10 protein-coding genes are annotated in these 12,142 nt (G+C 62.3%); 3 read left to right on the plus strand and 7 right to left on the minus strand.

The window, feature by feature from the left end; all coding sequences use genetic code 11:
• Nucleotides 1-76: 76 nt before the first annotated feature.
• Nucleotides 77-250: a hypothetical protein gene (locus tag PQQ86_RS33515; protein ID WP_408279461.1), complete on the plus strand. Its 174-nt coding sequence runs from the start codon at nt 77-79 to the stop codon at nt 248-250.
• A 171-nt stretch (nt 251-421) separates the two neighbouring features.
• Here the strand turns inward: PQQ86_RS33515 and PQQ86_RS33520 are convergent, their stop codons facing one another.
• Both PQQ86_RS33520 and PQQ86_RS33525 read right to left on the minus strand, forming a co-directional pair.
• Nucleotides 422-2,326, minus strand: coding sequence for an AAA family ATPase (locus tag PQQ86_RS33520; RefSeq protein ID WP_408277030.1), 1,905 nt, complete (start codon nt 2,324-2,326; stop codon nt 422-424).
• Between the two features lie 572 nt (nt 2,327-2,898).
• A complete protein-coding gene (locus tag PQQ86_RS33525) occupies nt 2,899-3,183 on the minus strand; it encodes a hypothetical protein (RefSeq protein WP_408277033.1) in 285 nt (94 codons plus the stop codon).
• A 291-nt stretch (nt 3,184-3,474) separates the two neighbouring features.
• On the opposite strand from PQQ86_RS33525, the gene PQQ86_RS33530 reads away from it, so the two are divergent.
• Entirely contained in the window at nt 3,475-4,530 is a 1,056-nt protein-coding gene (locus tag PQQ86_RS33530; protein WP_408277036.1) for an AraC family transcriptional regulator, read from the plus strand.
• On the opposite strand, the gene PQQ86_RS33535 is transcribed toward PQQ86_RS33530, so the two are convergent.
• Nucleotides 4,527-5,837 (minus strand): MFS transporter, encoded by a 1,311-nt coding sequence (locus PQQ86_RS33535; protein WP_408277038.1) that lies wholly within the window; start codon nt 5,835-5,837, stop codon nt 4,527-4,529. The genes PQQ86_RS33530 and PQQ86_RS33535 overlap by 4 nt on opposite strands.
• A 261-nt stretch (nt 5,838-6,098) precedes the next feature.
• Here PQQ86_RS33535 and PQQ86_RS33540 point away from each other — a divergent pair, with 261 nt between their 5' ends.
• Nucleotides 6,099-6,722 carry an ABC transporter ATP-binding protein gene (locus PQQ86_RS33540; RefSeq protein WP_408277040.1) on the plus strand — a complete coding sequence of 208 codons (624 nt, stop codon included), beginning with the start codon at nt 6,099-6,101 and terminating at the stop codon, nt 6,720-6,722.
• Nucleotides 6,723-6,770: 48 nt separating this feature from the next.
• Here PQQ86_RS33540 and PQQ86_RS33545 read toward each other — a convergent pair whose 3' ends face one another.
• The 4 genes from PQQ86_RS33545 to PQQ86_RS33560 form a co-directional block, all read right to left on the minus strand.
• Entirely contained in the window at nt 6,771-7,811 is a 1,041-nt protein-coding gene (locus PQQ86_RS33545; RefSeq protein WP_408277042.1) for a fimbrial protein, read from the minus strand.
• Nucleotides 7,808-10,444, minus strand: coding sequence for a fimbria/pilus outer membrane usher protein (locus PQQ86_RS33550; protein ID WP_408277044.1), 2,637 nt, complete (start codon nt 10,442-10,444; stop codon nt 7,808-7,810). The genes PQQ86_RS33545 and PQQ86_RS33550 overlap by 4 nt, the downstream gene beginning before the upstream one ends.
• A 2-nt stretch (nt 10,445-10,446) precedes the next feature.
• A complete protein-coding gene (locus PQQ86_RS33555; protein WP_408277046.1) occupies nt 10,447-11,205 on the minus strand; it encodes a fimbrial biogenesis chaperone in 759 nt (252 codons plus the stop codon).
• A gap of 106 nt (nt 11,206-11,311) precedes the next feature.
• Nucleotides 11,312-11,857, minus strand: coding sequence for a fimbrial protein (locus PQQ86_RS33560; protein ID WP_408277048.1), 546 nt, complete (start codon nt 11,855-11,857; stop codon nt 11,312-11,314).
• Nucleotides 11,858-12,142: the final 285 nt, after the last annotated feature.

Here is a 12,142-nt window from a genome sequence, read left to right on the forward strand (position 1 = left end):
TGCGCGTGCCAGCCAAACCTGGCCGTGGAACGCGCATTGCTGCTCATTACTCATAGCAATCCACCGGAGAGCCATCGTGGCAAACATGCCCAATCCCCCGAACGTGCACGAAAACAGCCCGGATGAAGACCCGGGCAGTCCGCCTACCGAGGTCTCCAAGCCTGTTGGCGATGCCATTCCCACCCCCGTCGAACCGGGGCTCGATCAGCCCCTGCCGGAAAAAGGCGACACACCACCGCCCGCGAAATGACGTTCCCGCTCTCGTGGCGGCGCCAGAACCGTGGCAGTTGCCCGCCAGTTAGCGCAATCCGAAAGACACGACCTTCTGCCTCTCGAGACTGACTTCCACCGCCTCGGCGCAAGGTGCCTGACAAGCCGTGCCGTCGACTGCGGGCGCGCGGCAAAACGGGTCAAGCGCAGATCAAGCGGCAGCCGGCTCGTGGACGATCTTCAGCCCGTTCTTGTGCTCCTTGATCAGCCGGTAAACCGCTTCGCCCGGGACCGTCTCCCGCTCGAGCAGTTCGTCGGCAATGGCGCGCAGCACGGGCTCATAGGTATGCAGCAGCCCATAGCACAACTCGTTCAACTCCTTGAGCAGCACATTGGCGTGCTCGATGGCGCTCTTCATTTGCAGGCCCGCGTACTGCGACGGCAGTGCTGCGAGGCTGAACAGATCACCATCGCGGTTGAAGCCGAACTTCGACACCATGTCGAGACTGATGCGCGACGCTTCCTGCAGATCCGACGCGGCACCGCTCGACGCTTCGGAGAACGTGAGAATTTCGGCGTTGCGACCGCCGAGCAGGACCTGAATCTCGTTGCGGATCTCGGTTTCGCGGTACAGGTGCTTGTCCTGCGCCTTCGTGATGAGCGCAACACCCAATGCGCCGCCACGCGGCAAGATCGTGACCTCTTCCAGCACACCAGTGCCGAGTAGCGCGGCAACGAGACCGTGTCCCGCTTCGTGTACCGCGATACGCGTGCGTTCATCCTCGCTCAGTGCCCGCTCGGCGCCGCTCACGTCGCCGATGCGCGCAATCTTGATCGCCTCCATGAAATGCTTCGCGGCGATTTCCGTCTCGCCGGCTTTGCGCGCGACCAGTCCCGCCTGATTCACGACCATCGCCACCGTTGCCGGAGACAGGCCCGTGGTCAGGCGAGCGAGTTGGTCGTAATCGATGTCGGCGGCCTTCGACTTCAGCCTCTCCGCATAGAAACGGAAAATTTTCGCGCGGTCTTCGCGGTCGGGCAAACGGACCTGCACCGTGCGATCGAAACGGCCCGGCCGGCGCAACGCCTCGTCCAGATTGTCGGGATGGTTCGTGGCCGCGACGATGATGACGCCTTCATTCGAAGCGAAGCCATCCATTTCCGCCAGCAACTGATTGATGATGCGATTACTCTCGGCTTCGACGGGACCGCCGCCGGTATCCGTGCGCTTGGCAAGGCCGTCGGCTTCGTCGATGAAGATGACCGTGGGGGCATTCTTGCGCGCGAGTTCGAACAGGTGTTTGACCTTCTGGATACCGACACCGTAGTACTTCGCACTGAAGTAGCTGCCGGTGATCGAAATGAAGTTCGCACCGCATTCGCCGGCGAGCGCCTGGGCAAGCCGCGTCTTGCCGACGCCCGGGCCTCCGACCATCAGAATGCCGCACGGTGCGCGCACGCCCATCGACGTGAATTGCTTCGGATCGGACAGATAGCCGCGAATGTCCGCGAGCGCCGCCTTCGCTTCGCCCGCGCCGATCACGTCGTCGAAACGCAGCGTAGGCGCCTTGCTGAGAAGCGACGCGCCGCCTCTCATCTCGCGGCGCATGAACCACACCATGCCGCCAATCAACAACAGCGGCAACAGCAAGCTGATCGCGTCGCGCACCTGATTGAACACCGGCACCCAGCGCGATGCGCCGGTGCGAATATCGGCGTCGGGCAGCCAGACGAGTTGATAGGACGCGGCCTGATCAGCTTTGGGTTCACCGAGCAACAGTGCGTGCGAAAACGTCGCGTTATGGTCGGTGACGAAGTATTTCGCGCCGTCGCGCTTCGACACGAGAATCGCGTTGGGACTCACGCCGATCGCGGCCACGTTGGCGTCGTGAATATCGCGCAGCATTTGCGACGCATCTTTCTCGTCATGGGTCCACGCCGAGGGATCGTGACGCATCTGATTCGCGATGCCAGTAAGCGCCGGCGTTGTATGCGCGTCGCGCTGCTGATAAAACCAGCTGCTCAGTGCGAGCAATACCGCGATGAATACGGCACCGACCCTAATGGCGATCTTGCGTGCGCGTCTTTTCCCAAGCGAGTTCTTTCCCGGCTTCATGAGTCACTTCCAAAAACGGGCCAAAGGGAGCCCTAATACTGATCAAATTCAGGTGGTAGCGATGGGTTCGGCGATTTGTATCGTCGAATTTGGGGGAGCGATCGGCGCCTTGAAAGCGATGACCTGTTGTTCCGGCGCACAGTTTATCAGCGCTATATTCACTGCGTATTCTGCATACCTGAAAGTAACCGCGCCCTATTAAAAAGCGGTCAATATTGCAGTAAATCGCGGAATATTAGAGGCGCGCTTCCAAACAGGCTGGCGGCTATATAAACAGGTGTTGGGTTTGACGCAGGGTGAGCCGAGCGAGCGCCCGGCGAGGACAACACTTTCGTGGCGACCCCAGCCGGTTGCTCGGCCAAGTCTGGAGGTCTGTGTTGCAACACCCCCAAACGTCCGATGGGCAAGGCGCCCAACGGTTTCACAGCTGAGCGGCGAACCTCGGCGGGTTCGTCCGCATCATTACCGCACTCTCAGGTCCTTCTTTTTTATTGCCGGTACCTTGTGGCACCGATCTTCTCTCCTGCAACTACCCCCGATCCTCGCAACCTTTCCCTTCAGCAATTCCGGACTCAGGCAGCGGTACGCCGCCTCAGCTTCATCTGCGCTTCACTCCCGAGCAGGTCGAGAAGCTTGATGACCCGTTTGCGCTGGCTGGCAAGCAACTCATGAGTCTCTTCCAGCGCGCGAATGCGCTTTTCCCAGTACTCGTGGTCTAGCTGGACCAGCACGCCAACCGCATCGCCACGTGTCACGTACTGAACCATGTTCTCAAGATGCTCCAACTGGCTATCCACCAGACTGGCCGGACGCAGCCCGCCGCGCTGGGCGGTCGGTTGCCTGTTCGTGCCGCTCATCTTTCGATTCCCCGTAAATTGGCCGCCGGCAAAGCCTGGGCCTCGCACACATTGCGCCGGGACTGCCAATCGGCGCGCTTTCTGCGTGCTTTGCGTTTTTCAGCGCGGAGCCTGTTATAAACGCATGGGTGGCGCCGTCGATGAAACCGATCTGCATCTAATCATCCGACGATACCGCAGCTTTTTTGTTAGGCTTTACCATCCGTCTCAATATTCGACGACGGCGTGTTAAATATCTGGTTACCGCCGCGACCCGCCAGAATCACACGCCTCGTTCGCAGCAACCGATCCATGAACCAGCGCACCTTACCGCCGCACCTGGCTGCTGCAGCCGCAGCCGAATCGCGCTCCGCCATTTCCACGAGCCGCTTCAGCACGCACGCGCTCACAGCCGACGAACAATTTCTGGCCTGGCGCCAGCGTGTGGGGCATGTGGTCGACGTGCCACCGTCGAAGGAACAGGTCGCCGGCGGATTTCGCGGTGAGATCGATCTTTATGCAGTCGGCGGCATGGTGTTTACGGATTGCAGCACCGACGCGATGTTGCTGGAACGATCGGTCGCGCGGGTTTCCACAGACTCGCGGCGCGATTACGCCTTTCAACTGTTCGTGGAAGGCGAGGTCGGCCACGTGACGGGCATGCGCAAGAAACGCAGCGCGCCGGGCTCGGTGCAGGGCATCGTCGCGTTCGACCTGAATCAGCCGTTTCGGGCCGAGCGGCCCGAATGCCGGCTTCTGAGCCTGTTCGTACCCGCTGCGATCGTGGACGAGGAACTGCGCGACGCCACAGCGATTCACGGCCGCGTCGTCCAGCAGGGTGCGCCGCTGACCAGTCTCGTGCTGGACCACCTGACGGCAGTCGCCCGGGAAATCCCCAGGCTCGATCCAGCCAGTGCGGCGGAGGCTTTACATGCCGGCGCCCAACTGCTGATCGCCGCCTTCCGCAAGGAGGCGCGTCTAACCGGTGCGAGCCGGGCGGCGATGCAGGCCGCCGTGATGGGACAGGTGCGACGTTACGTCGAAACCAATCTTCACCAGGGCGACCTCACACCAACCAGCGTGGTTCAGGCGTTACAGCTGAAACGCGCCACCATCTATCGCTGGTTCGAGCACGACGGCGGGCTCGGCGCCTACATCCGCAATCGCCGCTTGCGGGAAGCGGCGGACGAACTGGTTCGTTTCCCGCATCTTCAGGTGACAGAAATCGCCTATGGACTCGGCTTTCAGAGTGCGTCCGATTTCACACGCGCGTTTCGCCGCGCCTTCGACATGAGCCCGCAGGATATGCGGGCGCGCGCCGTGGACCTGCAGCACCGCGGCGCGAGGGAGCGCTGGGGGAGCGTTTAAGCCGGCGGTTGCGGAGCACCGGCAAGGCGCGCATCCGGTGCCGCTGCCTCGGGAAACGCCCTTAACGCAGCAAGCGTAAGCAGGGTCGCGGCCATCAGATACCACGCTGGAACCATCGGATCGCCCGTGCGGTTAATCAGCCACGTCACGAGGAACGGCGAAAATCCGCCGAACAGGACGACGCCGAAGCTGTAAATCATCGCAACTCCCGCCGCGCGCCGATGCACCGGAAACGCCTCCATCATCAGCACGGAACTCGGGCCGGCATTATTGACCGCAAGCGCGACGTACGCCGTGATGATGGCGAGCGCCGCGATGTCGCCCACGCCGTGGGTCAGCGCCCAGAATGCCGGCCACGCGGCCGCCAGCGACGCCACGAGTGCTGCGTACTGCAACGTCTTGCGGCTCGCGAAACGGTCGGCCGCGCGCGCCACGAGCGGCGTCACCACCAGGATCACGAGGCCCGACAGGCAGGCGGTCAGGAGACTGATTGCCGCCGGCCGATGCAGTGTGCGAACCAGGTAGGCCGGCATATAGAAAACGGTGAGGTAGATGCCCACCGAAGGCGCCGCCATCATCAGGAGGCCGCAGACGAAGGGACGCGGGTACTCCGTGAGCATGCGCCTCGGACTGAGCCGCGTGCGCGGCAGCGGCGCGGCCACCGGCATGCGGCGGCGCAGGTACCAGCCGACCGGTCCGATCAGCCCGCCCAGCACGAACGGAATGCGCCATCCCCAGTCATGCATGGCGGCGGGCGACAGCAGCGCCGTCGTGCACGCCCCGACCAGCGCGGCGGCGAAGGCGGCCGCGCCCTGGCTCGCGCCGCGCCAGCTCACCATAAAACAGCGGTGCCGGTAGGCGACCGACTCCATCAGCGAAGCCGACGCCGGCCCGATCTCACCGCCTGCGGCGAGCCCCTGCATCAGGCGCGCGAGCACCATCAACACCGTCGCGGCCGGACCGATCGACGCATAGCCCGGCAGGCACGCGATCAGCCACGTGCCAAGGGTCATCAGCATGAGCGACACCGTGAGGCCGGCTTTGCGGCCACGGCTGTCGGCAATGTGGCCGATCATGATCGCGCCGAGCGGGCGCATCACGAAGCCCGCGCCGAAGGTGGCGAGCGAGAGCAGCAGCGACGACGCGGGATTGCTCGATGGAAAGAACAGATTGCCGATGATGACTGCGGAAAAGCTGTAGACGGTGAAGTCGTATGCCACGAAGCCATTGCCGATAACAATTGCCGTGACGATACGCCTGAGTTCGGCGCGGGACGGTTGGGCCGCTTTGCGGGCAGCAGTTTGCATGGATTGCGGTCGACGGGGGAAGCGTCGAGGTATTCAGGGGATGGACAGAATGGCGGTGAAGCCTTTTTTAACGGCGCAAAAAGACGCAACTTTACACTGCGCGCGCAGATGTCGCCTCGCTTACCTCACGGGCGGGTGGTGTCATTGTCGGATGCGGCGAAAGCATCTGAGCGCGCTGCTACACTTGCAAACCGCTAACTTCCCGAAGAATCCTCGCTGCCGTCGTCCGGCACATTCTTCGGCTGACCCACTCCGCACGTCATGCTTCGATTCGAGAACCTCAGCAAACGCTATAGCGAACGCATCATCTTTCAGGGGCTGCATTACGACACGGCAGCAGGATGCGTGGCGCTTAACGATGAATCCGGCAGCGGCAAGTCGACGTTGCTGGGCATTCTCGCCGGCACGATCGAGCCCGACGCCGGCGAGGTGTGGCTCGGCGGCCAATCGCTGCGCACCGCACCGCGCGAGGCCAAATCCATGCTTACTTACGTGCCCGAAGACTGCATGACGTATCCGGAGCAGACCGGTCGTGACTATCTGGCGCGTGTGGCGTCGGAGAGAAAGACAACGGTCGACAGCCACACGCTCGAGCTTGCCCATCGCTTCGGACTCGAACCGCATTTCGACAAACGCTTCGAGCAGATGTCGTTTGGCACGCGCAAGAAATTCTTCCTGACAGGGGCCGTACTCGGCGAGACCAAAGTCGTGATCGCGGATGAACCGGTCGGCGGACTCGACGCCTCGGCGCGTGGGGTTCTGGTCGATCTGTTTAAAACGCTGGCCGAAACCCGCACGGTCTTTTTCTCAAGCTACGACACGGCTTTTACGCAAGCATGTGAGGCGAGAACAGTTGGTTTTGCGGACCTGGGTATGCGCGGCTAGGTGATTTCCGCACGGTGTTGGCGAGTCAACGCGCAGTACCTTGAAGCCTCACTGATAGCTCATCGTGAAGGTGGCGAGCCCCTTCACTGTACCCGGCCCTACCGTGCCGGTGGAGATGTACTGGGCGGTCAACGGGATGCGAGTCGTACTCGACGATGCACCGACCAGCCATTGGTTCCGATTGCCCGCCACTGCCGAATCCGGGCCATAATTGACTGCCGTTCCACCGCTATTGAGCACGCGTAATGCGACACCCGTCGCAGTCGAGCCGCTCGCAAGCGTCAGATTGCTGGTCGTATTGCCGGGCGTGGTCGCATCGGTCAGCGTCACGTAAACATTCGCACCAGCCTGACACGATAGCCCGATGCTGAGGTTCGTGTTACCGACTGTCGTCCCAACGGGGCTCAATGCGCTGGCATTGACAGTAGGCAGCGTGACGCTCACCGACGGCGTGGTCACGGTGCACGTGGTTGCAACGATCGAGGTGTTGTTGACCGAGATCGTCACGAGAGCCGGCGACGTTATATTCACCGGAATATTGTGGCTGACCAGCGTGAATAGCTGCGGGATGTTCACCGCGCCACCCGTCGTCACTTGTGCGGCCGTTTTGACCAGTTGATAGGTAAACGTGAAGCTACCCTGAAACGCAGCCGTGTTCGTAATCGGTGCGCCGAAATCGCCCCACTTGCCAACCGCGAGTGAAGACAAAGTCGTGTTGCCGTAGGTCACGTCCACGACCTTGATCCCGATGCCCGCGATGCCGGTGTTCCACACGCCTGCTACCGCGCTGCTCGTCAGTTGCGGGTAGTACTGGATATACCAGCCGTTGTTGTACGGTGGCACCGTACCGGGATTCGACGGGCAGTTAACAGAAACGGTCGACGACTGCACCGGCCCAATTGCCGTGCCGACCGGCGTGTCGCGCGGCACGGTGAGCGTGCCGAAGCTGATCGCCGCCGAACCGGTAATCGTGCATTGCAGCGCTGCACGAGCGGGTCCGCTGGCGATCAGGCCGGCGCCACCCGCAGCGACTAGCATCAGGATGCCGAAGCATTTCCGTGCGGCCCTGAATGGGAGAAACTTCTTCATTGCGTATTTCCTCCAGCGGACGGGCCCGCCGCTGCCTGATTCGCCACGCCGGCCGCCGCGCCGCACACGGCATCGATATGCGCATACGCGCCGCGATCCTCGCCCTTCGGCGGTAAGTGATAACCGAAGGCACACTGTTCATCTGCCGCATCGCCCCACTTCACGGTAAGCGCACCCTCATCGGCCACGCCGCGCACGAAGATCCGGCTGTTCTGGCCAATCGCGCCGACACCCTGCCCCTTCGCGTCGTACACCGTCGCGCCGAATGGCAACGGTGCGCCGTTCGGCAAGTGCGCCGAGATGACCGCCGCCCTGCCCGTCACCGTGCCGAAGTGAATCATCACCACCGAGTTGGCACGTGGCGCCACCTGCTGGCTGGTCGACTTGAGTTCGACGTCGAGCGGAATTCCCTTCGGATCGATTTCGACCGTGTTCAGGCTATACGGAGTCAGATACGGAATCACTGCATAACCGAAGTTGTCGATGCGCACGCCGGACGAATTGGTGATGCGGGCGCCCTTCGCGTCTTTCGCCTCGACCACACCGATCGTGTCGCCCAGATCGTTCGCGAAGGTCACGCCACCCGGATGGGCGACGATCGCGCCGGTCACACCGGCCGACACTTGCGAGTAGCCGGAGCCACCGCTTGCGCTCGCCGCCAGTGTCGCGTACGGGCTGCGGTACTGGCCGTTCACGCCGCCTGCACTCGAGCCCGGCGCATGGTTCGCCGTCACGCCATAAGTGAATTCGTTGTCCACACCGGCCGAGCCGTTCAGCATCGCCTGCTCGGACGAACCGCTTTGACTGTTGTGCGTGAAGCTGGTCGACAGGGTCGGCGCATGCTGACCGTTGCCGAGCGGAATCGAGACGCTTGCGAAGATCTGGTTATTCATCTGCCCGGTCAGGCCGTCGCGCTGCCTCGACAGCGACACGTTGTAGCTGAAGTTGGTGCCGAGCGCGCGCAGCACGTTGTTGTAGCCGATCTGGAATTGCGTGGTGGTGCCGCTGCGGTTCCAGTAGTCGAGCGTCGAGCCGACCACATAGGCATTGCCCCAGCCGTTGCCGAAACTCTGGTTCATCGTCAGTTGGACCTGATTGCGTTGGCGATCCACCGAAGTCGGGTCCTGTCCCGCGGCAACCGCGCTGCGCGCCAGCATGGCGTCGCGCAACGCCCAGAAACCGCTCGACGAATAGCGATAAGCGGCGACGGTGAAGTTCGTGTTGGTGGCCGGCACCAGCTTGCTGTAGCTGATTCGCACGCTCTGGCCGGTGGTGTTGGTCACGCCGCGAATGTTGGCGCGGGCCTCGGTTACGTCTAACGCGACCGCGCCCAACGGCGTGTTGACCGCCGCGCCGAGCAGCCCTGCGAGATAGCCGTCCGCAACGATCGTCCCCGCATAGCCGGTGATGACGTTGTTGAAACCGTGCTGCACGGTCCCCTGAAGGAGGTTGTCGTGCTGATTGACCTGCGCATCGCGAAGCTGGCCCGCGGCGACGTTGAAACGGGTGATGCCCGGACGCAGCAACTGCGCGACCGACGCATAGGGCACCGAGAAACTATGCTGACTGCCGTCGGCTTCCGTAACCGTGACGAGCAGGTTACCGCCGTAGCCGGTGGCATACAGGTCGTTGATTTCGAATGCGCCCGGTGCGACGGTCGTCTCGTACAGCTTGTTGCCGTTCTGGGTGACGCTCACGCGCGCATTGGTCATCGCCACACCGCGAATCAGCGGTGCATAGCCGCGCAGCGAGTCCGGCAACATGCGGTCGTCGCTCGCGAGTTCGACGCCGCGAATGCCGATGCTGTCGAACACGGCGCCGTCGGTAAAGGCGTCACCGAGCGTCAACTGGCTGCGAATCGACGGCAGATCGTGCTGCACGTAGGTCGCGATGTTCTGATACGTGCGCGGTCCGTTCGATTGCCACGTCAGCGCGGAATTCTGGCGGAAGTGCCAACTGCCTACATTGATGCCGCTATTCAGGCCGAGATAGGTCTGCGTATTTGACAACCCCGCGGAGCCCGAACCCGTCACGCGAAACGAATTCAGGTTGTAGCCCAAGGTGGCCGAGGTCACGCCTTCGTCCCAGAACTCGGGGCTCACATAGCCTTGCGGATTGCGCAGCAGCGCCGCCTGCGGGATGCTCAGATCGAGCCGCAGATCGGACAGGTCGAAGGATTGTGACGCACCGTCGACGAGATCGGCGACGTTCGCGCACTCGCCCGCCTGGGCTTTCGCGAGTTCGCCGCGGCCCTTGTCCGATAGTGCCGAAAAGTCCAGACCGAGGCGCTCGATCAGCGCCTTGCTGAAACACGGCACGGCGTTCCCCGCGCTTTCCCGTGCCACGAAACGCAGCGTGTCGTGGCCGACCCAGTTTCCGTTCACGTAGAGATCGACGGTGTACTCGCCAGGCTGCACCGGATTACCGCGCTCGAAACGCGACACGTCGACGCTTTGGCCTTTCGGCTTCATCAGAAATTCGCTGTTGAACTGCACGTCGGCAAGCATCGTGGAGTCTGCGAACGCTGGCGTCGCGCCCCAGGCAGCCAGTGCACCGAGCATCACGGCATGGCTGCGCCTGAGCGCGAACCAGTTTCCGGCTCGCGGCCGCGAAGAATATTCCCGGGTGCGCATGATTACTTGCGGGTCCCGTCGCGCAGCGTTTTGCCGGTGACGCCGGCGCCGTAGTCGTTGATGAAGGTGTAGTCGACTTGCGCCGGCACGTCGGCGAGCGGCGCAACGTTGCCAACGTCGAAGTCCGCGCTCGCCCCCGGGTCGACCATGCCGCCCTTGTCGCTGGCCCAGCTCGTCGTGCTCTCACTGGCCACGATCTTGCTGAACGTCACGTGATACGGCGTCGGATTGGTCGCCTCGAGCGCGTAAGCGCCGTTGTCCTTGCGCACGAATTTCCAGCTGACTTTCGCGGCCGCTTCGTCCGCATTGCCCGCCAGCCCCGCCGGACGGAAGAACAATTTGATGCGCGAACGAAACGCCAGTTGCAGCGAATTCGGATCGTCCGCCGTGGCGCTCGCTGCCGCGCGCGGCGGCACTTCAAGCACATTGAGCCAGAACAGGGACTCCCTGTCTTGCGGCAACGGTTCCTGCGTGTAGATCAGGCGCAGGCTCTGCCCTTTCTTCGGATCGAGGCGAAAAAGCGGCGGCGACAAGGTGAACGGCACTTTGGATTCGTCCGGCATCGCGTTCGGATTACCCGTGTCGAGCCACACCTGAACCAGCGCCGGCGCGTCGCCTTCGTTACTGAGCTTGACGGTTACTTCACGCTCTTTTGCCTGATAGATCACGCGTGTGCCGCTGATCACGACACCCGCCTGCGCGCTGCTCACCAACCATGACAATGCGAAAACCATCATCGCCCCTGATAAATTATTTCGCATTGCCATTTCGTTGTCCTTATTACGTGGCGAACTCGTGGTTCGCTCTGATCTCCTCGACAGCCGGCGCCTCTCGCCGGCGCCGGCCACCGCCCGTAGCGTCCTGCTTTTACTGGTAGACGATCGAGTACATGACGGTCGTATTGACGGTACCCGCCGTCGACGCGCCATTGGTTGCCACGTATTGCGCGAAGTACTTGAGCGTGGCCGCACCGCTTGCCAACGCGACAGCCTTCGAGTTCTGCGAGGCCTGAGCCGCACCCAGCGTGATCACGCTGCTGTCGCCGTTGAGCAGGCCGATTTCGACGTTGGTCGCCGTGCCCGACGCGTTGATCAGTTGGCCTGTGGTCGTATCGACCGTGGCGCCCGGCTCGAAATAGGTCGACACGTTGCCCGAGTTCGGCGTGCAGTTCGACAGTGCGATGTTGAACTGCGTGCGGCCCGCGGTCGTGCCGGCAGTAGCGAGCGCCGAGGTCGAGACGGTCGGCAGCGTGACGGTGAAGTTCTTGCCGCCGCCGTTACCGCTGATCGTGCAGGTCTGACTGGTGATCTGGCCGGTGAATGTGATGGTGCCGTCGGCTGCCTGCGAAACGGCCGGCATGGCGGCGGCTGCAGCGATGGCCGCAGCGAGAACGCCTGAGCGCGTGAATTTCATGGTTATCCCCATTGATGAGTAATGCGTCGTATTGAAAGACTGTGTGTGGCGGGTTCAGCGATGGCGTTGCGCTCAAACTGACCGTGCCGGGGGCAATTATCGGGACGATGCCAAAAAGGGACAGTCAAGCAGTGTCAAGCGGGACGGTAGAAGGTTGAAGCAGTGTCAAAACGAACGTTTTCTGGAAGTAAGAGCTACTTGCGCAGCCGCATTAGAGCCCGAAAAGCGCGTCTACCCTACCGGTTTTATTCATACGAATAGCACTTGATCGAGCAAAAACTACAT

The organism is Paraburkholderia sediminicola (assembly GCF_046026675.1).
In the GTDB taxonomy this organism is placed as follows: domain Bacteria; phylum Pseudomonadota; class Gammaproteobacteria; order Burkholderiales; family Burkholderiaceae; genus Paraburkholderia; species Paraburkholderia sediminicola_F.